A 23,598-nucleotide genomic window follows, 5' to 3' on the forward strand; every position below is an offset into this window, starting at 1 on the left:
AATGAGTGATAAATATAAAGATCTGCTTCGCAAAATGGCGGCATTGGCAGGGTTAATCCTCTTAGTCATTTTCTTTAGTGTAACCAACGACTATTTCTTTACCTCTAACAACATTATGACTGTTGGTCTGCAAACATCGACCATTGCATTAATCGGTATCGGTGCAACTTGCGTTATCTTAACGGGCGGTATCGACTTAAGTACAGGGTCTGTGGTTGCCCTTTCAGGGGTTGCTGCTGCAATGATTGTAAACGCAGGCGTACCGGTGCCGTTAGGTATGGTGTTGGGTATCTTAGTTGGCGGTATCTGTGGTTTAGTCAATGGTATTTTAGTCACCCAAATGAAATTACCGCCATTTATCGCCACACTCGGTATGATGATGGTTGCTCGTGGTTTAGCACTCTATGTCACTAACGCTGCACCGGTTTCAGGTATGCCGGAAAGTTTTGCAGTCTTAGGTAACGGCGCCTTATTCAAAATCGTGGAAGAAGGTCCAAATGGTTTACCGAAAGTCGTGTTTGCCGGCATTCCATACCCAGTGATTATTATGCTCTTCATTACTGTTCTCTTTACCTTCGCTTTAACGAAATTGAAAGTTGGTCGCTACATCTATGCTATCGGTTCAAATGAAGAAGCAGCTCGCTTATCTGGTATCAAAACCAATGTTGTCAAAATTTATGCCTATGTTGCCAGTGGCTTACTCTCTGGCTTAACAGGCGTAATCCTTGCTTCTCGCTTAGTAACAGCACAGCCAAACGGCGGTGTGGCTTACGAGCTAGACGCAATTGCAAGTGCAGTAGTCGGGGGAACATCGTTGATGGGCGGTGTCGGTACCATCCCTGGCACATTAATCGGGTCATTCATTATCGGTGTACTCCGTAATGGTTTGAATATGAATGGCGTATCATCGTTTGTGCAAATGATTGTTATCGGTTTGGTGATTATCGTAGCCGTGTCTTTAGACCAGCTCCGTCAATCTAAAAAACTTGGTAAGAAATAAACTCTAGAGGAGATTTAACTATGAAAAAATTAGCAATCGTAACCACAACTGTATTAGGTTTATCTACCCTTTTTGCAGGCTCAGCGTGGGCAAAATCAGACGAAATTGCAGTCATCGTAAAATCCGCTAACTCAACTTTCTGGCAAAACGTGCGTAAAGGTGCGGAAACTGCAGGCACAGATTTAGGTGGAAAATATAAAGTGACCTTCCAAGGCCCTGAATCAGAAACTGCGATTGACGCACAAGTCAATATGGTGGATAACGCTGTAAACCGTGGTGCTGCAGGTATCGTGCTTGCGGCTTCTGACCCAGTGGCTCTTGTGCCAGCAGTGAGAAAAGCCTATGAAAGCGGTATTCCAGTGGTATTAATCGACTCAGGCTTAAACAGCGATGGTAAATACTATCAATCATTCCTTGCAACCGATAACCGTGCAGCTGGTAAATTAGCCGCTGAAAAATTATTAGCTAAAGTGAAAGGCGGTAAAGTGGCAGTGATGTCATTCACTCAAGGTGCAGCTTCTGCGATTGAACGTACAGGCGGCTTCATTGATGAAGTGAAATCTAAAGCAGATTACAAAATTGTCGGTCCATACTACTCAAATTCAGAAATGGTTACCGCATTGAACCAAACTGAAGACGTGTTAGGTTCTAACCCTGATATTGCGGCGATCTTCGGCGCAAACGAACCGACCGCAGTCGGTATGGCTCGTGCGGTGAAACAAAAAGGCTTCGCAGGTAAAATCGTTGCCGTTGGTTTTGATGGTAACTCAGACCTCCAAAACTTCGTCCGTGATGGAACTTTAGACGGTATCGTGGTGCAATCTTCATACCAAATGGGTTACAAAGGTGTTGATACTATCGGCAAACTCATTAAAGGTGAAAAAGTCGAAAAAGTTATTGATACTGGTGTAGTTTATGTAACGAAAGAAAACATCGACTCTCCAGAAGCGAAAGCGGTACTTTACTAATAAAAATCTCCCCCTAACCCCCTCTTTTTCAAAGAGGGGGAATATCAAACTTCCCCCTTTGGAAAAGGGGGAATGAGGGGGATTTCGAGAGGGATCAAGCGGTCTGTTTTCTTCTGAATTTTACGCTTACGCCCTCTCCCTTGTGCGTATTTGAACTTGTAAATTTTAAGAGGAAAAACATTATGGCAAATCGTCTTATCCTTAACGAAACCAGCTATCACGGCAAAGGTGCAATTCGACACATTATTCACGAAGTAAAAAGCCGTAGTTTTACCAAAGCTTTAATCGTCGCCGACAAAGATCTTGTGCGTTATCAAGTCGTAGCAAAAGTGACTAACTTACTTGACGAAGCAGGCTTACCTTATGAAATTTTTGAAGAAGTGAAAGCAAACCCAGCTGTTTGTGTCATCAAAAAAGGGGTAGAAAAATTCAAAGCCTCTGGTGCTGACTATATGATTGCAATCGGTGGTGGTTCACCTATCGACAGTGCAAAAGGTATCGGTATCATCATCAACAACCCAGAATTTAGCGATGTCCTTTCCCTTGAAGGCGTTGCACCAACCCACCAAAATGCGTGCCAATCATTGCCGTACCAACCACCGCAGGTACAGCAGCAGAAGTGACAATCAACTATGTAATTACCGACGAAGAGAAAAAACGTAAATTCGTCTGCGTAGATGTTCACGATGTGCCAGCCGTTGCCGTTGTCGATCCGGATATGATGTCATCAATGCCGAAAGGATTAACGGCAGCAACAGGTATGGACGCATTGACCCACGCTATCGAAGGCTACATTACCAAAGCGGCTTGGGAATTAACCGACGCACTTCACCTAAAAGCGATTGCATTGTGATACCCTGTTTGCCCATTGCCTCAAGTGCAGCGGTTAAGCCTGATACGCCGTCTGCGATTTGGCTATTGTGTTGAATGTAGTTTGGTGCAAGCAAGCTGCAAGCTTTGGCACTGTCGCCCGATACAAAATATTGATTAACGCTTGTGCATTGCGGATATTGTTTGTTTGAACTTGGGCTGTCATTGTCGTGTTTCCTTTTGTTGATACAGTTGATTGTGGATTTTGGGCATAAGCTGCGGTTGCCATTGCTAATGCTGAAACGAAAAGTGCGGTTGATTTTTTCATTGCTTTTTCCTTTGTTAAGTTAATGCGATTTGCCAAACTGGCTGATGTGGCGTATTATAGATTAAAACTTACTTTTGAGAAGTACTTACAAAAATGTAAGAAATGAAGATATTTTGTAATCTATTGAAATATAAGGAAATAAAAATGGAAAAATTTTCAAATTCAATCGAACGGGGTTATGTATTATCCGCTCAATGCCCTTCTCGTGAGATTTTGCAACATCTGACTAACCGTTGGGGCGTGTTGGTGATGATTGTGTTGATGAAAGGCACAAAACGGTTTAGCGAAATCCGCCGTGAGATTGACGACGTGAGCGAACGTATGCTGACCCAAACGCTACAACAGTTGGAACAAGATGGTATGCTCAATCGTAAATCCTACAACACCGTTCCGCCACACGTTGAATATTCGCTGACGGATTTTGGCTTACAGGCTGGCAGTCGCCTTGTGGATTTGGTGGACTGGTTGGAAGAGAATTTGAATGGGATTTTGAAAAGCCAAAAGAAATAGCTAAGCAAGCGGTGGGATTTCTTATGGATTTTGCAATTGTAAAAATTTGTGGAAATTTGACCGCACTTTTTATCAACTCCCCCAACAACCCCCGATAAATCTCCCAATCCACATCTTTAAACACATTAAACACCACCTTCATTTGTGAGTTATCGGCTAAAAAGTCTTTGACAGTTTGCACGGCGATTTCTGCTGCCTCTTGATTAGGGAAACGAAATTCGCCCGTGCTGATGCAACAAAAGGCGACACTCTCAATACTGTGTTGCTTGGCGAGTTCTAGGCAAGAGCGGTAGCAACTGGCGAGCAGTTCGCAATCTTTTGCCGATAACGCACCACTGATAATCGGCCCCACAGTGTGCAAAACGTAGGCAGACGGCAAGTTAAATGCTGGGGTGATTTTTGCTTGCCCTGTGGGTTCCAAATGCCCTTGTTTTTCCATCAATTCAGCACAAGCAAGGCGAAGTTGCACGCCTGCTTGCGAGTGAATGGCGTTGTCGATACAGGCGTGCAAAGGGTGAAAGCAGCCGAGCAGTTGGCTGTTTGCCCCTGTACATTAAACCTGCCACCGCACCAGTTTCATCGTGCAGTCGTCAAACCGCAGCACCACCGAATAAAAATCAAAAAAATCGTACTCCGTTTCCTGCACCTTGCCATAATTTTGCAAGGCTGGAGCAAGCTGAAAATAACCGTGAATGGCTTGCTGCCGATTGTCAAACGCCACTTCTTCAAGATAAAAACGGTGTTGATTATGGGTAATCGTTTTGGCAAAACGGAATGTACCGAAATGCAGTAAGCGTGTTTTTTTTGCGAATAGCGAAAATAAAAATTAAGCTAAAAATAAATAATAAGATAAACAGCATTTTTACTTCCTAAAAGTAAGTAAATTGAGGGCAGTATAGATGTTTAACTTATTTTATGGAAGTACTTACAAAAATGTAAGATTTTGGATTTATATTTAACTTATTGATTTAAAAGAAGTTAAATTTTAGATTTTTTAGGAAATAGGTAAGGATAGATAAAATAAGCAGTGGCGTTTGGTGTCGATTTTCCATAATTCCAGTAAATATGACAACCTTACAATACACTATACGCATTAACAGAAATAACACCCGAAAACCGTTGCTAAGGAAACACTCAAATGGATTTAATAGATTTACTGTTTGTGTTAAGATTCTCAAAATTTCGCTTGAACTGATAGAGCTTATGATGAACTATGCTGAATCCATTATCGAAAATAAACTAATAAAGAAATTACAAGATTTAAAGTATATTTTTCGAGAAGATATTTGTGACAGACAATCACTGGAGGAAAATTTTCGTGAGAAATTTGAACAGTTAAACCGCGTTCGTTTAACCGATAGCGAATTTGAGCGCTTAAAGCTTGAAATTATCACACCGGATGTCTTTGCCGCTGCTAAGAGACTGCGTGAAACTAGCACCTTTATCCGCGAAGATGACACACCGCTCAATTATACGCTGGTAAATATCAAAGATTGGTGCAAAAACGACTACGAAGTGATCAGCCAGTTGCGTATCAACACGGAAAACAGCCATCACCGCTACGATGTGATTTTATTGATTAACGGTATACCTGTTGTTCAAATTGAGCTGAAAACCCTGCAAATTCCACCCCAAAAAGCCATTGAGCAAATCATCGATTATAAAAATGACACAGGCAACGGCTACGGCAACAGTTTACTGTGTTTTATGCAATTGTTTATTGTGAGCAATGAGAGTAGTACCTATTACTTTGCCAACAATCAAAACAAACATTTCGCTTTTCATGCAGACGAACGTTTTTTACCGGTATACCGTCTTGCCGATGAAGCAAACAATAAAATTAATTACTTGTATGATTTTGCCGATAAATTTTTGGAAAAATGCACGTTAGGCAAAATGATCAGCCATTATATGGTGTTGGTAGCAAGCGAACAAAAGCTTTTGATGATGAGACCGTATCAGATCTATGCCGTCAAAGCGATTGTGGACTGTATTCACCAAAACCGAGGTAACGGCTATATTTGGCATACCACAGGTTCAGGCAAAACACTCACTTCATTCAAAGCCTCCACATTGCTCAAAAATAATCCCGATATTGATAAATGCTTGTTTGTAGTAGATAGAAAAGACCTAGACCGTCAAACACGTGAAGAATTTAACCGCTTTCAAGAAGGTTCAGTAGAAGAAAATACCAATACTTCTACTTTAGTCAACCGCCTGCTTTCAGATGATTACGCCGATAAAGTTATCGTAACTACCATTCAAAAGCTGGGGTTGGTACTCAAAGAAAATAGTACCCACCATAGACAATTAAGCGCGCTCAAAGGTAAACGTATGGTTTTTATTTTTGACGAATGCCATCGCTCCCAATTTGGAGAAAATCATCAGGCAATCAAGAAATTTTTCCCAAAAGCACAATTATTTGGTTTTACCGGTACGCCGATTTTTGAAGAAAATGCTAGTTACAAACGCATTGACGGCACGGACGCATCTTATCAAACCACAGAAGATATTTTTGAACAGCAATTACACGCTTACACCATTACCAATGCCATTGACGACGGTAATGTATTGAAATTCCATATTGATTATTACAAGGCGGATGGAGGTAAGCCCGTATCTGCCAATCATCCCGTTACCAAGCAGGCGATTGTTGATTCCATTTTAAACAAGCACGATGCCGCCACTTCCGAGCGTCGTTTCAATGCTATTTTTGCTACTGCATCCATTAATGATGCGATTGACTATTATCATATTTTTAAAGATGCACAAGCCAAGTTACAGGCAGATAATCCCGACTTCGCACCGCTTAATATCGCCTGCGTGTTTTCCCCACCCGCCGAAGGCAATCAAGACATTGCCCAAATCCAAGCCGATTTGCCTCAGGAGGAACAAGACAATAAAGATGATCCAAACGGCAAAAAAGTCGCCTTAAAAGCTATTATTGATGACTACAATGTGCAGTACCACACCAATTATAGTATCAATGAATTTGATCTATATTACCAAGATGTGCAAAAACGAATTAAAGACCACCAATACTCCGATAAAGATTATCCACACAGCAACAAAATTGATATCACTATTGTTGTCGATATGTTACTTACGGGATTTGACAGCAAATATTTAAATACCCTTTATGTAGACAAAAATCTGAAATATCACGGGTTAATTCAAGCTTTTTCCCGCACCAACCGCGTATTAAATTCTGCCAAACCCTACGGCAATATTTTGGATTTTCGTGGACAGCAGACTCAAGTAGATGAAGCCATCAAGCGTTTTTCAGGTCAAGATCAAGACCGAGCCAAAGAAATCTGGATTGTTGACCCAGCGGAAATCGTCATAACCAAACTGCAAAACGCCATGACGCAACTGGAAGATTTCATGTCATCGCAGGGATTGACCTGTACGCCGTCTGAAGCACATAACCTGAAAGGAGACAACGCCCGAGCCGGATTTATCAATCTATTTAAAGAAGTGCAGCGTTACAAAACCCAGTTGGGGCAATATACCGATTTAAGCGAAGAGCAAAAGCAGGCAATTGAAAATATTTTGCCAAGCGATACCCAGCGCGCTTTTAAGGGCGTGTATCTGGATATGGCGCAACAAATCAAAGAACAAGCGTTATATGGAAAAACGCCACCATCGCCGGAGCTTGAGCAATTAGACTTTGAATTTGTGTTGTTTTCATCCGTAACCATTGATTACGACTACATCATGAAACTAATTGCTGAAAACTCATCCAAACCGAAAAAACAGCAGATGAGCCGCACGCAATTAGTAGAGCTAGTTGCCGCCAGCAGCGATTTGATGGATGAAAAAGATGATATCATTGCCTATATAGACAGCCTAAAAGCCGGTGAAGCACTCAACGAGCAAGAAGTTAAAGCCGGCTATCAGGCATTCAGAAACGCAAAAACAAACGCAAAACTGACCGCTCTTGCACAAAAACACGGTATTACAACCGATACTTTGAGAGGCTTTATCGAAGAAATCCTAAACCGTATGATTTTTGACGGTGAAAAGCTCACCGACTTACTCGAACCTTTGGAATTAAGCTGGAAAGAACGCCGCATTAAAGAATTAGCCTTAATGGAAGACCTCGTTCCCTTGCTGAAAAATATGGCAAAAGGAAAAGAAATTTCAGGCTTGAAGGCGTATGAATAAACGATCTAAGGATAAATAACATGCTGGCACAGCAAGAGGCAAATGCATTATTGACATTGGAAAAATATGATTTCAGCAATGGAGAATACAAATTTCCCTATATGGGCGGTTCATTACGCTTATCGTTACAGTCAATGGATAAAAAAGAAACTTTTAACTTGGATGTAACCAGAGGATATATCGCATTGGAAAAAATCACCTTCCAAACCAGAGCCAGAAAAGCCGTTGTATTGGTTCGCCTGGATATTGAAGGCCCGCCGCACCGCAATCCTGATGGTGAAGAAATTACTTGCCCGCATATTCACCTCTACAGGGAAGGCTACGGCGACAAATGGGCTTATCCGCTGCCTGATGAACTCAAATTAGTGTTAGACAGCCCTTATGATCTACTGGATAGATTTATGGATTATTGTCATATTATCGGCAAGCCCATGATTCAAAGAGAATTATTTATATGATTGACGAAATACAAAGCCTGATGGAGCAATACCTCCAATGGCTGAAAGACAAAACGGCTTTAAAACAAATCGATAAAGATTGGGTGCAGGTTACCACTCCGCATTTGGATCGTCATAACGACTGTTTGCAATTTTATATCCGCAAAGAAGCCAACGGTTTTTTGCTCAGTGATGATGGCTATATCATTCACGATTTAATCAGCTCCGGCTGTTCTTTGGATAGCGAAAAACGCAAAGCATTATTGAAAATGACTTTGGCAGGATTCGGTGTCCAGCTCGACGGCGAAACCTTGATACTCAAAGCCAGCGCCGAAAATTTCGCCTTGAAAAAACATAATTTCCTGCAAGCTATGCTGGCGGTTAACGACCTGTTTTATTTGGCTTCGCCCTACGTTGCCAACCTGTTTTATGAAGATGTGGTGCAATGGCTGGATCACTCGGATATACGCTATACCCCCAATATCAAATTTACCGGCAAAAGCGGCTTTGACCATATGTTTGACTTTGTCATCCCCAAATCGCGCAAACAACCCGAACGTATCTTGCAAACGCTCGGCAACCCGAAAAAAAATGCCATCGAAGCAACGGTTTTCAAATGGACGGATAGTCGTGAAAACCGTGCGGCCAATTCCGAATTATTTGTTTTGCTCAATAACGAAACGGAAGTCGCGGCTTCGGCGATTGACGCACTTAAAAATTACGATATCGAACCGATTTTATGGACAGAACGCAGCCAAGTTGTAGAACGGCTGGTTGCCTAAGCAATATACAAATCTAAGAGTATAAAAAAATGAATGCTTCAGAACAGAATAAGCCAAACCAGCAAGAAAGAGTGATCCCAAAACTTCGTTTTCCTGAGTTTCAGACGGCATTGGGGTGGAGTTGGAAAACTTTAGATCAAGTTTGTACCATTACGAATGGTAAATCGAATGCCCAAGACCATATTGAAAATGGCAAATATCCCTTATTTGACCGTTCTGAAATTATAAAAGCGTCAAATGACTACTTATTTGATTGTGAGGTTGTGATTATTCCAGGAGAAGGAATGAAATTTATTCCTAAATACTACAAAGGAAAATTCAATCTTCACCAAAGAGCATACGCATTAAAAGATTTTATTATTAATGGAAAATTTGTTTATTACTCTATGCTCAATAATACTACTCTCTTATCCAAGAAGGCTGTTCAATCAACAGTACTCTCTCTTAGGCTGCCAATTTTAAAAAATTTTCCAATAATTAAACCTGAAACTGAAGAACAACAAAAAATTGCCGATTGTCTTTCTTCGCTTGATGAATTAATCGAGTTGCAGGAACAAAAACTTGTCGCTTTAAAACAACATAAAAAAGGCTTGATGCAGCAATTATTCCCAAGCCATAATGATTTGCAAGCAAGCAAGCAAGCAAGCAAGCAAGCAAGCAAGCAAGCAAGCAAGATAGTTTATCCGAAACTTAGATTTCCGCAATTTAAAAATTGTGAGGGGTGGGAGGTTGTTGAATTAAAAGTGTTAGCTAATAGAGTTACGGTTAAAAATAAAGATAACGCTATTATTCGTGTTCTAACTAATTCTGCAAATGATGGTGTAATTGATCAAGGGGATTATTTTGATAGAGATATAGCCAATAAGAATAATCTCGATGGGTATTACATTATTGAATTTGGAGATTATGTTTATAATCCAAGGATTTCAAATTTAGCTCCTGTGGGTCCTATTTCTAAAAATAAAGTTGGTATTGGTGTAATGTCACCACTTTATACAGTTTTTAGATTTAAAAATGAACAAAACGATTTTTATGAGTATTTTTTTAAAACCAATACTTGGCACAAGTATTTACAGCAAAATTCAAATAGTGGGGCTAGATACGATCGTATGAATATTACAAATAATGATTTCATGTCTATGCCTTTACCAATGCTAATACCTAAAGAACAACAAGCCATCGCAGATTGCCTGTCTTCACTGGATAATCTAATTAACGAACAAAACGAACGGATAGGCCGTCTGAAAACCCATAAGAAAGGCTTGATGCAGCAGTTATTTCCAACGATACAGTAAATAAGTAATCCGTTATTTCTACCGTATTACAAAGCGATGAGAACAGTGAGAGCAACAATAATAGAGAAACCAAATATGCCTCGAAATAATCAACAAAATAATGATTCATTTGAAAATTTAACTGACCTACAGGATCTGGCAAGGCGGCTGCGAACACAAAACAGCAAATGCCAGTTAATTTTTGCCCATAACGGTACGGGGAAAAACCTATCCATTTCACGCAGATTTATACCCTGATTCATTTAAAGAGACACAACCATGACCCAAGAGCAACTCAACCAACTGGGCAAAACCTTATGGGGTATTGCCGACCAATTACGCGGGGCGATGAATGCCGACGATTTTCGTGATTACATGCTATCGTTCTTGTTTTTACGCTATTTATCAGATAATTACGAACTCGCTGCACAAAAAGAGCTGGGTAGGGATTATCCGCAATTAAGCAATGATGATAAGCGCACGCCTTTGGCGGTATGGTATCAAGAAAATGCTGACTTTACCGCCGATTTTGAAAAGCAAATGCGACGCAAAGTGCATTATGTGATTAAGCCTGAATATTTGTGGGGCAGTATTGCCGAATTGGCAAGAGTGCAGAGCACTGAGTTGTTAAGCATCTTACAACAGGGTTTTAAATATATCGAAAACGAATCTTTTGAGAGCACGTTTGGCGGGCTGTTTTCCGAAATCAATCTGAATTCGGAAAAGTTGGGAAAAAGCTATACGGAGCGCAACAACAAATTGGCTGAAATTGTCAAACGTATTGCTGAAGGTATCAGTGAATTTTCTGCCGACAGCGATGCTTTGGGTGATGCCTATGAATATCTGATTGCCCAATTTGCTTCTGGTTCAGGTAAAAAAGCAGGCGAATTTTATACGCCGCAACAAGTTTCCACTATTTTATCGCAAATCGTAACGCTGGATAGCCAAAACCCCGCCAGCGGTAAGAAGAAAAAACTGGATAGCGTGCTGGATTTTGCCTGCGGTTCTGGTTCATTGCTGCTCAATGTGCGTCATCAAATGGCGGAAAACGGCGGACATATCGGCAAAATCTACGGGCAGGAAAAAAATATCACCACTTACAACTTGGCTAGAATGAATATGCTGTTACACGGGGTGAAGGATACGGAATTTGCCATTCATCATGGTGATTCTTTAATCAATGATTGGGATATTCTGAATGAAATGAATCCTGCAAAAAAACTGGAATTCGATGCCGTTGTCGCCAATCCGCCGTTCAGCTACCGCTGGGATCCCAAAGAAGATTTGGCCAATGATTTCCGCTTCAACGGCTATGGGCTTGCTCCCAAATCAGCTGCAGATTTTGCCTTTTTATTGCACGGATTCCACTTTTTAAGTGATAACGGCACAATGGCTATTATTTTGCCGCATGGTGTATTGTTCCGTGGAGGGGCGGAGGAAAAAATCCGTAAGAAATTGCTGAACGATGGAAATATAGACGCGGTTATCGGATTGCCGGCCAATTTGTTTTATTCTACAGGGATTCCCGTCTGTATTTTGGTGTTGAAAAAATGCAAAAAAGAAGACGATATTTTATTTATCAACGCAGCTGATGCCTTTGAAAAAGGCAAACGTCAAAACCGTTTGACTGACGAGCATATCGCAAAAATTATCGAACATTATCAATATCGCAAAGAAACACAAGGCTATGCCAAACGCATTTCCGTGCAGGAAATTGAAGATAACGACTACAACCTAAACATCGCCCGCTATGTTAATAATACCGCTGTTGAAGAAGAAATTGATTTAGCCGCCAATCATCAGGTATTGATGGATTTGGATGCAAAAATCAAAGTTGCAACAGCTAAACATAATGTATTTTTGAAAGAATTGGGGCTAGCGTTGTTACCTTAAATTCATTTTAATACATCTCCACACGAATTTAGGTGCTGATGTAAGTTAGCCCTAAATTTCAGGCATAGCGACCATTTTTACTATGTCAGTTTTAATGCATATGCTATCTCATATAGTTGCGATTGATGCTTTTTTCTTAATTTTCGCATCATAATCTCCACCATATGAAATTGACACATCTGTGCTGGCGTATTAAATAAATCTTTCATCAAACCACTCCAACCATCGAAGGTAATTGATTGAATTATATAGCCTTTTTCTCTTACTCAATTTTTCCGGGCTTTAGCAAAATGGACAATTTTTCATTCACATATCAAAAAGGAGACCTAAATCCTTGTGCTATAAGGCTTCAAATCACTTTTTAGCAACTATTTTGTCTACTATACCGATTAAATTTAACTTGCAAAGTTTTTATAGAAATAAAGCGCTTGTGATACATTAATCCCATATCTTAGATATTTTATTCTGGTTATTCATATAATTCACCTTAAATACCTTTAATAGCAGAGTACCAAAATAAACCGCATTCATCAGCATAAAAAACTCTCGAATACCGTTAAATACTTTCACATAAATATCATCCTGAATTGGCATAATTTCTTTATAAATACAAAACAAAAGAAAAATAAGAAAGCAGAATATGGTGATCTTTTCTCGATGTTTATGCGAAAGAAATCTTGATAAAGAATAGCTATAGGTTAATGCAGCTCCCATTAATAACCATGATAAAAAAGAAATTATAGCGTCAAAAAACCAAAACAAGGAAATATTGTTTATTGCCAGAAAAAGATAAAAAATCCAAATCATTAATGAAGCACTTAAATAAGTATAAATAAAATAAAGTTTATTCATCTTTGAAAGTTTATTAAACTTGATCTTCTCCTAATAATTTATGAAATAACATTACCTATTTAAAGTATAAAAAGTGGCATAAATTTTCATTTATGCCATCCGTTCAATTAATGAGCCATTTTTGAAACGAAATAACTTGTAGGTGCAATCACATCATACCCATTGTTTTTAGCTTAGCATACATTGTTTCGATTGATTCAAGGCTAGAAACGATCACCTTAAGCCCTGTTTGCTTGGTAAAATCATCAAGCAAACCTTCAGGTACGTATTCAGACCAAGTATAGAGATAGGCGGTATCGCCTTTTGCTACTGCTTGATGGCTTGCAAATGCCAATGTGACCGCCGATAAAACCATTGCCCATTTTTTCATATTTTTGTTCTCCAAATATAGAGAGAAATCGTCCTTTTATATAGACCAAAGTCGCATAAAAACTTAGCCATTCAGGCGATGTGGATTGTAGGCTAATTAGGGGGGAATGCAAGAAAATTTAGTGGTAATAAGGATAAATTACAAGCGGTGGGATTTGGGAAAATTTTGCAAAATACACAAGAGGTGGGGAAAAAGATAGTGTAAGTATGGGCATTTGTGCTATCTGGATAAAAGGTTAATTCGTACCATGTTCTTCAAATTTTATCGTTTGTTACATAAAACTAGAGTTGTGAAATCTTTAGTTTGTTCTACCATGCTCAAAAATATATCTGCTATATCTATGAATAAGTTTCTTAGTTACGCACAACCTTGCAGTTTTTTATGCGGAAGATGGAGTATAAATCAATTCAACAAACCTGCAAAATCAAACAGAGAACTTTTACAACAATGGAAAGAAATCCCTGATGAAGCTTGTTCAAAGCGCTATTTAGAACATATCAGCTATTATCATTTTTCAGCTTATACTATTCCTTTCCAACAATTAAATATCCAATTTTAGTTGCTACCCAAGCCTTGCTTTATACCATCAGACTAGATTCAAAAAGAATATATGGATATCCCACAAAATTGGAAATTAGATAGTTTTTGGGATAGAATGCTAAGATAAAAGGCATAGTAGACAAAATGGTTGCTAATGAATATTTTTAATTATTCTTAGCAACTCTTTTTATTTAAAAAATCCTTTATAAACATGATCTTATGTCTTTTCATTAATCCTGTATGATGCGATAATTTTTCCTTTGGTTGCCCAAATAAGTTTTCAAGCCTATTTGTCGTTTTTCGATATTTAAATCGCCATGCTTTTCATAGGTAAATAGATAATCCATATAACGTTTAAAACTATGATAAGCACTTCTTACATTCCGATGTTTATAGGGATGATAGCCCTTTTCATTCGGTTTATCTGACCATTCTTCTAAAAATGCTTTATATTTTAAATGCCAATAATGTAATCGTAAATAGACGTCTTTTTTAGAACTCTGTTTAAGTGTCAATGCAATAATTTTTTAATTCTTTTCCTGCCATAGACTGATGCTTTCTTCTTAATTTTCGCATCACTATCGCTACCATATAAAATTGACACATTTGTACTGGTGTATTAAATAAATCTTTCATCAAGCCACGTCTACCATCACAGGCAATTGATTGAATTTGGGGCTGTCCTAGATAACGACTAAAAGCTCTATTTTAGTCGTTATCTAGGACAGCCCCTATTATTTTCCTAATTTCGCATCAAGAGATAATTTACCTGCACCACTATGCCACAATAATAAGAATGCCATACTAAATAATGCAGCAGCTTCACCTTTGTTACTAATTGGATCCAAAATCGCCCCTGAAGCAGCGTGGAATATAAAATAGGCTACTGCCATTTGTCCTGCTAGAATAAATGCTGTTGCACGGGTAAATAAACCTAAAATCAACAAGATACCGCCAACAATCTCTAATACACCTGCTACACCAAACAGAGAAAAGAGTGGTACCGCACCATTGCCGCCTGTCATTGAAATCGGTAACTCAAAGAATTTTGCGGTGCCATGAAGTAAAAACATATAACCGACTAATACACGAGTGATTAATAGGATATATGGACTGAAAGTTTGTGCTAATTTTTCAAAGAAGTTGTTCATTATGTTTTCCTCTAATAAAGTAAAAATATGTTAATCGTCAAACTGATTAAATTGGATTTGTCATTATATTGAAATAAAACATTAGAAAAATAGCATTTTATGAATTATAGTGTTTCTTATTAAGAAATAAATGGAAACAAATATGGACAAACTCACCGCTATTAAGGTCTTTCTGACCGTTGCCGAAACAGGCAGTTTTACCGCCACTGCAGAACGGTTAGAGATTTCCAAACCGATGATCAGTCGTTATGTTGCTTTAATGGAGGAATGGCTAAATGCCCGACTTTTTTCAGCGTTCCACCCGTAAAGTCGCCCTAACAGATGCAGGCGAACAAGCGGTGCTTTTTTGCCAAAGAATTGCAAACTTAACCGCAGAGATGGAACAAGAAATGATGGCACAGCAGGGTGAATTGCGTGGTGCGTTGCGTGTCACCAGTAGCCAAACTTTCGGGGCGTATCATTTGGTGCAAATGGTCAATCGCTTTTTGCAGTTACACCCGAAGTTGAATATTCAGCTGTTGCTTAACGATCAGACGATGGATTTAATCAGCGAGCGGATCGATCTTGCCATTCGGATTACCAACACGCCCGACCCGAATTTTATCGCCCGAAAACTTGCTGATTGCCATTCATTGTTGGTGGCAACGCCTGAATATTTGACAAAGTTCGGTACGCCAACGCAGCCTGAAGATTTGTATCAACATCACTATTTGTCGCACCATAACATCAACCGCAAAGCGTGGAAATGTACGCAAGGGGAACAGGAAGTGTTGCTCGACCTAAACAGCCGTTTCACCACCAACGACACCCAAGCCCTGCTCAACTCCGTGCTGGACAGCAACGGCATTGCGATGTTACCGAAATATATGCTAGAAACTGAACTGAAAAGGGGCAAACTGCAAGCCGTTTTAACTGACTGGCAACTGCCGACATTCAGCATTTATGCGATGTATCCTTCGAGGGATAAACTACCGCTTGCTGTCAGAAAATTGATTGATTTTTTGGTGGAGGGTTTTGAGGGAAAAGCGTGGTAAGCAAAAATTAAAAGCCGCATAAAGCATGAACTTTAAGCGGCTTTTAATCTATCTATAAGAAATTATAGTGAAGCTTGATCCACAGCTACACCAGCACCCATAGTGGTAGAGATGCTTACTTTCTTAATAAAGATACCTTTCGCTGTTGTCGGTTTAGCTTTCACTAATGCCGCTAATAACGCTTGAAGGTTCTCTTTTAATTGCTCTGGAGAGAAGTCTGCTTTACCGATTGTAGTATGGATAATACCATTTTTGTCGTTACGGTAACGGATCTGACCAGATTTAGCATTTTTAACTGCTTCTGCTACGTTTGGAGTTACTGTACCAACTTTCGGGTTTGGCATTAAGCCGCGTGGACCTAATACTTGACCTAATTGACCTACAACACGCATTGCATCTGGAGAAGCGATAACAACATCAAAGTTCATTTCGCCTTTCTTGATTTGCTCTGCAAGATCTTCCATACCCACTAAGTCTGCACCCGCTGCTTTTGCTGCTTCTGCGTTTGCACCTTGAGTAAATACTGCTACGCGAGCTGTACGACCTGTACCGTGTGGTAATACTGTTGCACCACGCACGTTTTGGTCTGATTTACGAGGGTCGATACCTAAGTTTACCGCAACATCCACGCTCTCAACGAATTTAGCTGTCGCGAATTGTTTTAACACTGCGATTGCTTCGTTGATCTCATAAGCTTTAGTAGAATCTACACCAGCTTTAATTGCTTTCATTTTTTTAGTCAATTTAGCCATTGTATTATTCCTCTACGATTAAGCCCATTGAACGAGCTGTACCAGCGATTGATTTCATTTTGGTTTCGATAGTAGCACCAGTCATATCTGCTGCTTTAGTTTCAGCGATTTGACGTAATTGTGCTTGAGTTACTGTACCCACTTTATCTTTGTTTGGTTTGCTTGAACCAGATTTTAAGCCAAGTGCTTTTTTCAATAACACTGCAGCTGGTGGAGTTTTAGTTACGAAAGTGAATGAACGGTCTGCGTAAACTGTGATAACAACCGGAATTGGTAAACCTTTTTCTAAGCTCTCAGTACGAGCGTTGAATGCTTTACAGAATTCCATAATGTTAACACCTTGTTGACCTAATGCTGGACCAACTGGTGGTGATGGGTTAGCCATACCCGCTGCAACTTGCAGTTTAACGTAGGCTTGGACTTTTTTTGCCATTTTTAAAGTTTCCTCTTGTGTGGGTAATAACGCCGAAAATGGCTCCCCTTGTTTTTAATAAATGAAAGCACTAAATTAGGTTTATACAGCTAACTAAAAAGTGCACCTCCATTATTGAATAAATTTCATTATTTATCAAGTAAATTTATAGTAGACTTTGATTTGTATTGACATACTATACCCATGATGAAATGGACTTGTTACTTTTATTTCAATCTGGTTATTTAAGTGGCCATTGCTCAAAAGGTATACCGATAAGAAATAGCATTTCAGCTAAAAACATACAGGATGGAATCTAAAACACTCGACGAGATTGGGTATAGCTTTTAGCCCAATATCTCTCGGACATAGAACTTGTGGTTACACCTTGGCTTGAACTTGCGTGAACGAATTTTCCATTACCGATATAAACACCAACGTGATTATTTTTACGGAAAAAGACTAAATCACCTGGACGTAATTCTGATTTAGAGATGGATTTCCCCATATATCGCTGTTCTGCCGTTGAACGTGGGAAGTGTTGGTTAAAGGCAGAACCCATAATGGCTTGTACAAAAGCAGAACAATCAATACCTGCTTTGCTTTCACCGCCTAAACGGTAGCGAGTTCCAGCCCATTGACGATAGACATTCATTACTTTCTGTGTCACATCTTGTTTTTTTTTGCTGAGGCAAATTTTGCCGTTGTTTTTGCTTTATTTAACTGCGTTGGGGTTGCAGGTTTGGTACTCAAACTTGCAACAGCGTTTGAACTATACCCAATAGACAACGCGATGGTCAGAGAAAAAAGAACGGTTTTGGTTAAATAAAATAATGATTTTTGCATAATAAATTTGTCTCGCCAGAACTAGAAAAGCGAATTACCTCAACTAAAAATTACAAGAATTTGTATAAAACAAAGGTTTTGTTCTGCACAAAACCTATCACATCAGACCAGTATAACTTAATTTTGTTCCAAAGAACGTAGAAAATTTATCTCTTCAGCCCAAATTTCAGGTTCGATTGTTTCTAAAATGAGCGGAATATTGTCAAAATGAGCATTATTCATAATAAATTTAAAGACATCTGTCCCAATTGTGCCTTCTCTTAACGTGTGATGGCGATCTACTCGGCTTGCAAGCAGTGTTTTGGAGCCATTTAAGTGCATACCTCGCAAAAATTCAAAACCGACCACTTTATCGAAATCAGCAAAAGTTTGTTCACAAGAGGCTAATGAACTGATGTCGTAACCAGCCGAAAATAAGTGGCAAGTGTCTAGGCAAACGCCAACACGCTGTTTATTTTCAACTTGCTCAATGATTTCAGCTAAATGTTCAAACCGCCACCCTAAATTTGAACCTTGCCCAGCCGTATTTTCAATCACTGCCACCACATTAGGCACGCTATCAACTGCAATGTTAATAGATTCGGCAATACGCGCTAAACAATCCTGTTCCGATATTTTATTGAGATGGCTACCTGGGTGGAAATTTAACAAAGTGAGCCCTAATTGGTCGCAACGTCGCATTTCATCAATAAAGGCTTCACGTGATTTTGCCAAATTTTCCGCTTCGGGATTGCCTAAATTAATCAAATAGCTATCGTGCGGAAGAATTTGTGCTGGCGAAAAATGGTGGACTTGGCAAAAACGTTTAAATTTTTCGATGGTATCTTCTTTTAATGGCGGTGCTTGCCATTGACGTTGATTTTTCGTAAACAAAGCAAAGGCATTCGCTCCAATTTCGACTGAGCGTAATACAGCATTTTCAACACCACCGGAAGCACTAACGTGAGCACCAATATATTTCATCTTATTTTCTCCAAATAATTCGTGTAACATACCGCTTTCATTTTACGGAAACTGATCTTATGAACCAAACAACAATCAACGACTTTTCTCTACTATGCCGTTTATTCGGCAATCTCTTTTATCGCAGTCCAACGGATCCTATTTTAGCAGGGACTTTTGCGTGGTTAAAACAGGGTAATCTTCGTCAAACTTGGGTATTGGCAACTGATGAACAGAGTGAACTTGCCCTAACAATCGTAGAAAAAAATGCTAACCCTACGGAACAAGCGGACAGTTATCAAGCTCTTTTTGCGGAAAATGGAGCTATTGCTACAACAATTTCTGCCTATGGATTATCCGTTGCCGACTTTGTAGCCTTCCGCCAACAAAGAGGTATGCCTGAATTAGCCAATCCCGATCACGTTGCATTACTACTGCTAACAGCCTCTTGGATTGAAGATAACCTTAATTCTACCGAGGCTCAACGTGATTTCTTTGAACATTTTGTTTTACCTTGTTTAAGCAAGTTCTTAGGCAAAGTAGAAGCCTTTGATACTGGTTTTTATAAGGCATTAGCCCAACTTACTCGAGATGCATTAAGTGCAATGGCGGATGAGTTGGAAGAGTTAGAGAATATGTAGTTTTGTTGGTATTATCATGTAGCTGCTAGATAGTACAGAAATTACTTTTGCTAACAGCTACATGGTATTAATTTATTCAAGGAATGTCAGTGCTTGCTTGACAACTTCTATTTTAAACGTGCCGAACCCTTGGCTTTCAAACTACCAAGCATACCAACTATTCAATGGGTAGGTATCAATAGCTACGGTTCTTGGGACTGCGCCAGCCCTCGTCAAATTCCTGTTTGGAAAGATAAAGGGCAACGCTATTGTACAGGTGGCGGTTCTGTGGTTGAAGCAAAACCAAGTGTATGGGACGCATTGTCACTAGGCAAAGACACGCCTCAAACCCAACCAAATAAAGCCGACGAAGCAGAAGGGCAAGCTCCGATTGAGGAAGTGGCTCCGGTTGAATAGGAGCGGTGTTTCACTACTCTTTGGAAGTACAAACAAGCTATTCTCCCAAAACACACTAAATAAAAGTGTTCATAAGCAAGTATAATTTTACTGTTATACCACAACTTATGAACACTTTACGACACTATTATTTTTCAAAATGAGATACTAATTCCCACTATTTAATGAATAATTTCACTTAACTCAACCCGACGTTTTTCCCTTACAGAAAGCGTACAGGCGTCTGCGGTTGCAATTGCAGCTCTTGCGGCTTCACCTGTGAGTAGTTTTATAAACTCTTCATTTGGTTGCATACCGTGTAAAATATCATTCAGATATTTCATCTCTTTTTTCATAATGGAACTTAGCCACATTGGGGTGCGTTTTCCTGGTTTACCGTATTGGATTGCACTGTCCATTTCAGTACTGGTATAAATACGCGTTCTATCATCATCTTCTTCTTGGCTTTCGTGGACTAAGAAATAACTCTCTTTGCCATCAAGGCGTAATATGCCTTTGCAATGATACATATCCAGCTTGATTGCCCCTTTGGTGCCTTGAATTAGCACATAATGTTCGCCCCAACGGAAGGCTGATCCCCATTCCAATACAGCAAAGCGGTTATCATCAAATTCCAAATTGACAAATAACATATCGTCTTCATCACCAAACTCAGGGGCGTTGCGACAATGACACAATCTACATCATTACGCATTACCAATTCTTCCAAACTGTTTGCTGCATCACATTTCAATTCTTCTGCGATGGTTTGTCCGTTTTCTGGGTCGTAAACCGCCGTAATTTGTGCATTATCAAATTCATTCATAAAGGGCGCGAGATCTGCACCAAAATAGCCCACGCCAACAACACCATATCTAATCATTTTTTGTCTCCTAAATTAATTAAAATACAGAATTTACCTTTACCGATAGCGATGAAACTTTATTTAACTGAGCCTTCAGATAATCCTCCTGCGATTTTATTTTGAATAAAACAAAAGAATAATACTGATGGAATGGCCACAATAACCGAAGCCGCCATCATATCGCCCCAATCTAGGATCTCTGCACCATTTAGAGATCGTAATGCAACGGCAACTGTCATTTTGCTAGTATCATTGACGAGAATAAGGGCATATAAGAACTCATTCCACGCATTGATAAAGGTGTAAATGGCAGTTGCAACAATACCTGGTGCAACAAGCGGTAATACAACTTTGAAGAAAATAGTGAATTTCCCTGCTCCGTCAATTTTGGCGGCTTCTTCAATTTCAATCGGTACCGTCTGGAAAAATCCGACTAGCAACCAAACTGCATAAGGTACGCTGAAGGAAAGATAGACGATGATCAGACCGCTTGTTGTATTGGTTAGCCCTGCTTTTGCCATTGCAATAGAGTATGGAATAGCAAGCAAAATCGGTGGGAAAATATAGGTTGTGACCAACAGTCTTGACATTATCGAGCCTAATTTCGGGAAGAAACGAACAATACCGTATGCTGCCATTGCCGAAATGGTGATAGCGATAATGGTCGTAACTAGCGAGATAAATAGGCTGTTTTTAATATTTACAATGAAATTGAGATCGTTAATAACGTGTTCAAAGTAATCTAGTGTGAATATCTTTGGTCAAAACCGAGTTGGTTCACTGGTGAGTTCCCCTTTACTTTTTACGGACGAAATGAATATCCATACCAAAGGAAAGATAGCAATGACCGTTGAAGTAGCTAAGAAAAGATGGGAAACGATGTCGCCAAGTAATGAAGATTTCTTTTTCATTTTATTTACTCTCCTTTTCCCAACGGTTAATAATTTTGAAGTAGATGAAACAAACTGACAGTAAGAAGATAAAGAGCCATACAGTCACTGCAGAAGAACGCCCTAATAATTTACTTCCCCACCCCATATCATAGGCATAGATTGGTAATGTCATCGTTGCATCAGCAGGACCGCCACCTGTAATAAGATAAATAATATCGAAGTTATTAAATACCCAGATGGTACGCAATACGACTAGTAATCCAACAACGACTTTAATATGCGGTAGGGTGATATAACGGAACACTTGCCACATATTTGCTCCATCAATTTTGGCTGCTTCATATTGATCGGACGGAATAGTCTGTAATGCGGACAGAATATTGACCATTATTAAAGGGGCACCAAACCAAATGTTGATAAAGACTAGACAAACGAATGCCCAAGTGCGATCAGCGAGAAAATTAGGGGCAATATCCATCAGCCCTAACTGCACCAACATATTCGGTAAATAGCCATAAACACCGTTTAAAATCCATTGCTAAGAAAATGCGATAACAATCATCGGGAATGCCCAAGGTACAATTAACAGGATTTTATAAAGCCATTTAAAACGTTCCACCCGATTTAAAGCCAATGCAAGTAAGAAACCGACTAACACCTGACCTATCAGAGATAAGGCTGTCCACATTAATGAATGACCAAATGACATCCAAAAGCGAGGATCTGACAACACCGTTTTATAGTTGGCTAATCCTACAAAGCTATATGTCGGCATAATCAAGTTTTTATTGGTAAACTGTAAAAGATACTTGAGAGAAACGGATATACAAAGAGTACCGAAACGATCAACAACGCAGGTAATACGAATATCCATCTAGTATAGTTATTGCGACGGTAATACATAAGGAAAGCTCCTTATCAGGAGCCTCTCCCACAATTTGTGTAAATACCTGTTTCTGAGATAATACATTCAGACACAGGTATTTTATTATGAACGAAAAACAACTTCACGCCTTGGAAGCGGAATTTGCCAAAAACCTAAAAACACCGGAAGACCTCAATCAATTTTCACGGATGCTCAAGAAAATCACCGTCGAGGCTGCGTTAAATGGTGAACTGACCGACCATCTTGGTTATCTAAAACGAAGATTCAGCTTTGCATTGTGCATTTAGTGCGTAACAGCTTGAAATTCGTTTCGTGGAAAGATTACAAAGCCGTCACCGCAGATTTAAAGCAGGTTTATCAAGCCCCGACGGAAGCACAGGCTCGCGAAAATCTGACCGCACTTTCGCAAAAATGGCAGGCAAAATACCCGCTTGTGGCGAAAGGCTGGGAAGATAACTGGGCAAATATTGCCACATTTTTTGATTATCCGGCTGATATTCGTAAAGCGATTTATACCACGAATGCCGTGGAATCGCTTAATAGCGTAATTCGTCGCGTGATTAAAAAACGAAATGTATTCCCGACGGATGATTCAGTTTTCAAAGTGATTTGGCTTGCGATTAAAGATGCATCAAAAAAATGGACAATGCCGATTCAGAACTGGAAACTGGCGATGAATCGATTTATGATTGATTTTGGTGATCGCTTAGACGATCACCGTTAAGTTGAAATGGGTGTTTACACAGAATTTGGGATAGGGTCCTTACGTAGGCAAAAATACAATCCTGTAAAAGAAGATTATCCTAAGTAATTTAAATATCATCACAACACTCAATAAAGAATACTTTAATTGAACAAAAAGCTGACTCT

The 23,598-nt window shown here is 39.5% G+C and carries 21 protein-coding genes and 8 pseudogenes; 16 read left to right on the forward strand and 13 right to left on the reverse strand.

Annotated features, from left to right (window positions below; translation table 11 throughout):
• Nucleotide 1: 1 nt before the first annotated feature.
• The 3 genes and pseudogenes from J1G47_RS10750 to J1G47_RS10760 all read left to right on the forward strand — a co-directional run.
• Nucleotides 2-1,000 carry an ABC transporter permease gene (locus J1G47_RS10750; protein ID WP_010786549.1) on the forward strand — a complete coding sequence of 333 codons (999 nt, stop codon included), beginning with the start codon at nucleotides 2-4 and terminating at the stop codon, nucleotides 998-1,000.
• Nucleotides 1,001-1,020: 20 nt separating this feature from the next.
• Complete coding sequence (locus tag J1G47_RS10755; protein ID WP_207326632.1) at nucleotides 1,021-1,968, forward strand: ABC transporter substrate-binding protein; 948 nt, start codon at nucleotides 1,021-1,023, stop codon at nucleotides 1,966-1,968.
• A 182-nt stretch (nucleotides 1,969-2,150) separates the two neighbouring features.
• Nucleotides 2,151-2,818, forward strand: a pseudogene (locus J1G47_RS10760) (iron-containing alcohol dehydrogenase); the annotation flags it as partial.
• A 36-nt stretch (nucleotides 2,819-2,854) separates the two neighbouring features.
• Here J1G47_RS10760 and J1G47_RS10765 read toward each other — a convergent pair.
• The gene (locus tag J1G47_RS10765; RefSeq protein ID WP_005714101.1) at nucleotides 2,855-3,106 is read right to left on the reverse strand and encodes a hypothetical protein; all 252 of its coding nucleotides are present in this window, start codon (nucleotides 3,104-3,106) and stop codon (nucleotides 2,855-2,857) included.
• Between the two features lie 144 nt (nucleotides 3,107-3,250).
• Here J1G47_RS10765 and J1G47_RS10770 point away from each other — a divergent pair, with 144 nt between their 5' ends.
• Nucleotides 3,251-3,616: a winged helix-turn-helix transcriptional regulator gene (locus tag J1G47_RS10770; RefSeq protein ID WP_010786547.1), complete on the forward strand. Its 366-nt coding sequence runs from the start codon at nucleotides 3,251-3,253 to the stop codon at nucleotides 3,614-3,616.
• A 241-nt stretch (nucleotides 3,617-3,857) separates the two neighbouring features.
• On the opposite strand, the pseudogene J1G47_RS11950 reads toward J1G47_RS10770, so the two are convergent.
• Nucleotides 3,858-4,127: pseudogene (locus tag J1G47_RS11950) on the reverse strand (macro domain-containing protein); the annotation flags it as partial.
• Nucleotides 4,128-4,156: 29 nt separating this feature from the next.
• Between J1G47_RS11950 and J1G47_RS10780 the strand changes: the two are divergent.
• The 6 genes from J1G47_RS10780 (at nucleotide 4,157) to J1G47_RS10805 (ending at nucleotide 12,169) form a co-directional block, all read left to right on the forward strand.
• Nucleotides 4,157-4,372, forward strand: a complete 216-nt coding sequence (locus tag J1G47_RS10780; RefSeq protein ID WP_021110233.1) for a hypothetical protein — start codon at nucleotides 4,157-4,159, stop codon at nucleotides 4,370-4,372.
• A gap of 309 nt (nucleotides 4,373-4,681) precedes the next feature.
• Nucleotides 4,682-7,783, forward strand: a complete 3,102-nt coding sequence (locus J1G47_RS10785; protein WP_234924160.1) for a type I restriction endonuclease subunit R — start codon at nucleotides 4,682-4,684, stop codon at nucleotides 7,781-7,783.
• Between the two features lie 20 nt (nucleotides 7,784-7,803).
• Nucleotides 7,804-8,241 carry a DUF6978 family protein gene (locus tag J1G47_RS10790; RefSeq protein ID WP_207326633.1) on the forward strand — a complete coding sequence of 146 codons (438 nt, stop codon included), beginning with the start codon at nucleotides 7,804-7,806 and terminating at the stop codon, nucleotides 8,239-8,241.
• Entirely contained in the window at nucleotides 8,238-9,002 is a 765-nt protein-coding gene (locus J1G47_RS10795) for a DUF1829 domain-containing protein (RefSeq protein WP_044009361.1), read from the forward strand. Before J1G47_RS10790 ends, J1G47_RS10795 begins: the two co-directional genes overlap by 4 nt.
• A 29-nt stretch (nucleotides 9,003-9,031) precedes the next feature.
• Entirely contained in the window at nucleotides 9,032-10,297 is a 1,266-nt protein-coding gene (locus tag J1G47_RS10800) for a restriction endonuclease subunit S (RefSeq protein WP_207326634.1), read from the forward strand.
• A 258-nt stretch (nucleotides 10,298-10,555) separates the two neighbouring features.
• The gene (locus J1G47_RS10805) at nucleotides 10,556-12,169 is read left to right on the forward strand and encodes a type I restriction-modification system subunit M (RefSeq protein WP_160416288.1); all 1,614 of its coding nucleotides are present in this window, start codon (nucleotides 10,556-10,558) and stop codon (nucleotides 12,167-12,169) included.
• A 965-nt stretch (nucleotides 12,170-13,134) separates the two neighbouring features.
• Here J1G47_RS10805 and J1G47_RS10810 read toward each other — a convergent pair.
• Nucleotides 13,135-13,391: pseudogene (locus J1G47_RS10810) on the reverse strand (spermidine/putrescine ABC transporter substrate-binding protein); the annotation flags it as partial.
• A gap of 289 nt (nucleotides 13,392-13,680) precedes the next feature.
• Between J1G47_RS10810 and J1G47_RS11955 the strand changes: the two are divergent.
• Nucleotides 13,681-13,950, forward strand: coding sequence for an Abi family protein (locus tag J1G47_RS11955; RefSeq protein WP_234924161.1), 270 nt, complete (start codon nucleotides 13,681-13,683; stop codon nucleotides 13,948-13,950).
• 715 nt (nucleotides 13,951-14,665) lie between these two features.
• On the opposite strand, the gene J1G47_RS10820 is transcribed toward J1G47_RS11955, so the two are convergent.
• Entirely contained in the window at nucleotides 14,666-15,082 is a 417-nt protein-coding gene (locus J1G47_RS10820) for a DoxX family protein (protein WP_160403224.1), read from the reverse strand.
• 142 nt (nucleotides 15,083-15,224) lie between these two features.
• Between J1G47_RS10820 and J1G47_RS10825 the strand changes: the two are divergent.
• A pseudogene (locus J1G47_RS10825) lies at nucleotides 15,225-16,116 on the forward strand (LysR family transcriptional regulator).
• Nucleotides 16,117-16,178: 62 nt separating this feature from the next.
• Here the strand turns inward: J1G47_RS10825 and rplA are convergent.
• The 5 genes and pseudogenes from rplA to nfo all read right to left on the reverse strand — a co-directional run bounded on the left by rplA (nucleotide 16,179) and on the right by nfo (nucleotide 19,089).
• Nucleotides 16,179-16,868: a 50S ribosomal protein L1 gene (rplA, locus tag J1G47_RS10830; RefSeq protein ID WP_160435299.1), complete on the reverse strand. Its 690-nt coding sequence runs from the start codon at nucleotides 16,866-16,868 to the stop codon at nucleotides 16,179-16,181.
• A 4-nt stretch (nucleotides 16,869-16,872) separates the two neighbouring features.
• Complete coding sequence (gene rplK, locus J1G47_RS10835; RefSeq protein ID WP_005714356.1) at nucleotides 16,873-17,301, reverse strand: 50S ribosomal protein L11; 429 nt, start codon at nucleotides 17,299-17,301, stop codon at nucleotides 16,873-16,875.
• Between the two features lie 295 nt (nucleotides 17,302-17,596).
• A pseudogene (locus J1G47_RS10840) lies at nucleotides 17,597-17,941 on the reverse strand (NlpC/P60 family protein); the annotation flags it as partial.
• Nucleotides 17,942-17,946: 5 nt separating this feature from the next.
• Nucleotides 17,947-18,126, reverse strand: coding sequence for a hypothetical protein (locus J1G47_RS12245; RefSeq protein WP_407926566.1), 180 nt, complete (start codon nucleotides 18,124-18,126; stop codon nucleotides 17,947-17,949).
• Between the two features lie 117 nt (nucleotides 18,127-18,243).
• Nucleotides 18,244-19,089 (reverse strand): deoxyribonuclease IV, encoded by an 846-nt coding sequence (nfo, locus tag J1G47_RS10845; RefSeq protein ID WP_015939885.1) that lies wholly within the window; start codon nucleotides 19,087-19,089, stop codon nucleotides 18,244-18,246.
• A 59-nt stretch (nucleotides 19,090-19,148) separates the two neighbouring features.
• Here nfo and J1G47_RS10850 point away from each other — a divergent pair, with 59 nt between their 5' ends.
• Complete coding sequence (locus J1G47_RS10850; protein WP_112063167.1) at nucleotides 19,149-19,709, forward strand: TorD/DmsD family molecular chaperone; 561 nt, start codon at nucleotides 19,149-19,151, stop codon at nucleotides 19,707-19,709.
• 93 nt (nucleotides 19,710-19,802) lie between these two features.
• Complete coding sequence (locus J1G47_RS10855; RefSeq protein WP_234885608.1) at nucleotides 19,803-20,105, forward strand: hypothetical protein; 303 nt, start codon at nucleotides 19,803-19,805, stop codon at nucleotides 20,103-20,105.
• A 161-nt stretch (nucleotides 20,106-20,266) separates the two neighbouring features.
• On the opposite strand, the pseudogene J1G47_RS10860 reads toward J1G47_RS10855, so the two are convergent.
• The 4 genes and pseudogenes from J1G47_RS10860 to J1G47_RS11975 form a co-directional block, all read right to left on the reverse strand.
• Nucleotides 20,267-20,967: pseudogene (locus J1G47_RS10860) on the reverse strand (Gfo/Idh/MocA family oxidoreductase).
• Between the two features lie 59 nt (nucleotides 20,968-21,026).
• Nucleotides 21,027-21,587, reverse strand: coding sequence for a carbohydrate ABC transporter permease (locus tag J1G47_RS10865; protein WP_234799232.1), 561 nt, complete (start codon nucleotides 21,585-21,587; stop codon nucleotides 21,027-21,029).
• A 274-nt stretch (nucleotides 21,588-21,861) separates the two neighbouring features.
• Nucleotides 21,862-22,341 carry a carbohydrate ABC transporter permease gene (locus tag J1G47_RS11970; protein WP_234885610.1) on the reverse strand — a complete coding sequence of 160 codons (480 nt, stop codon included), beginning with the start codon at nucleotides 22,339-22,341 and terminating at the stop codon, nucleotides 21,862-21,864.
• 39 nt (nucleotides 22,342-22,380) lie between these two features.
• Complete coding sequence (locus J1G47_RS11975) at nucleotides 22,381-22,716, reverse strand: carbohydrate ABC transporter permease (RefSeq protein WP_234924162.1); 336 nt, start codon at nucleotides 22,714-22,716, stop codon at nucleotides 22,381-22,383.
• Between the two features lie 116 nt (nucleotides 22,717-22,832).
• Between J1G47_RS11975 and J1G47_RS10875 the strand changes: the two are divergent.
• Both J1G47_RS10875 and J1G47_RS10880 read left to right on the forward strand, forming a co-directional pair.
• Nucleotides 22,833-22,979 (forward strand): annotated as a pseudogene (locus J1G47_RS10875) (IS256 family transposase); the annotation flags it as partial.
• Between the two features lie 2 nt (nucleotides 22,980-22,981).
• Nucleotides 22,982-23,452 (forward strand): annotated as a pseudogene (locus J1G47_RS10880) (IS256 family transposase); the annotation flags it as partial.
• Nucleotides 23,453-23,598 lie beyond the last annotated feature (146 nt).

Origin of the sequence: Glaesserella parasuis (assembly GCF_017352235.1) — a bacterium.
GTDB classification, from domain to species: Bacteria; Pseudomonadota; Gammaproteobacteria; order Enterobacterales; family Pasteurellaceae; genus Glaesserella; species Glaesserella parasuis.

What these genes read in the sequence shown, in the direction of transcription:
- J1G47_RS10750 (WP_010786549.1), top strand. Translation starts at nt 2, where the DNA reads ATGAGTGATAAATATAAAGATCTGCTTCGCAAAATGGCGGCATTGGCA.
- J1G47_RS10755 (WP_207326632.1), top strand. Translation starts at nt 1,021, where the DNA reads ATGAAAAAATTAGCAATCGTAACCACAACTGTATTAGGTTTATCTACC.
- J1G47_RS10765 (WP_005714101.1), bottom strand. Translation starts at nt 3,106, where the DNA reads ATGAAAAAATCAACCGCACTTTTCGTTTCAGCATTAGCAATGGCAACC.
- J1G47_RS10770 (WP_010786547.1), top strand. Translation starts at nt 3,251, where the DNA reads ATGGAAAAATTTTCAAATTCAATCGAACGGGGTTATGTATTATCCGCT.
- J1G47_RS10785 (WP_234924160.1), top strand. Translation starts at nt 4,682, where the DNA reads ATGACAACCTTACAATACACTATACGCATTAACAGAAATAACACCCGA.
- J1G47_RS10790 (WP_207326633.1), top strand. Translation starts at nt 7,804, where the DNA reads ATGCTGGCACAGCAAGAGGCAAATGCATTATTGACATTGGAAAAATAT.
- J1G47_RS10795 (WP_044009361.1), top strand. Translation starts at nt 8,238, where the DNA reads ATGATTGACGAAATACAAAGCCTGATGGAGCAATACCTCCAATGGCTG.
- J1G47_RS10800 (WP_207326634.1), top strand. Translation starts at nt 9,032, where the DNA reads ATGAATGCTTCAGAACAGAATAAGCCAAACCAGCAAGAAAGAGTGATC.
- J1G47_RS10805 (WP_160416288.1), top strand. Translation starts at nt 10,556, where the DNA reads ATGACCCAAGAGCAACTCAACCAACTGGGCAAAACCTTATGGGGTATT.
- J1G47_RS10820 (WP_160403224.1), bottom strand. Translation starts at nt 15,082, where the DNA reads ATGAACAACTTCTTTGAAAAATTAGCACAAACTTTCAGTCCATATATC.
- rplA (WP_160435299.1), bottom strand. Translation starts at nt 16,868, where the DNA reads ATGGCTAAATTGACTAAAAAAATGAAAGCAATTAAAGCTGGTGTAGAT.
- rplK (WP_005714356.1), bottom strand. Translation starts at nt 17,301, where the DNA reads ATGGCAAAAAAAGTCCAAGCCTACGTTAAACTGCAAGTTGCAGCGGGT.
- J1G47_RS12245 (WP_407926566.1), bottom strand. Translation starts at nt 18,126, where the DNA reads ATGCAAAAATCATTATTTTATTTAACCAAAACCGTTCTTTTTTCTCTG.
- nfo (WP_015939885.1), bottom strand. Translation starts at nt 19,089, where the DNA reads ATGAAATATATTGGTGCTCACGTTAGTGCTTCCGGTGGTGTTGAAAAT.
- J1G47_RS10850 (WP_112063167.1), top strand. Translation starts at nt 19,149, where the DNA reads ATGAACCAAACAACAATCAACGACTTTTCTCTACTATGCCGTTTATTC.
- J1G47_RS10865 (WP_234799232.1), bottom strand. Translation starts at nt 21,587, where the DNA reads ATGGCAGCATACGGTATTGTTCGTTTCTTCCCGAAATTAGGCTCGATA.
- J1G47_RS11970 (WP_234885610.1), bottom strand. Translation starts at nt 22,341, where the DNA reads ATGTTGGTGCAGTTAGGGCTGATGGATATTGCCCCTAATTTTCTCGCT.
- J1G47_RS11975 (WP_234924162.1), bottom strand. Translation starts at nt 22,716, where the DNA reads ATGGATATTCGTATTACCTGCGTTGTTGATCGTTTCGGTACTCTTTGT.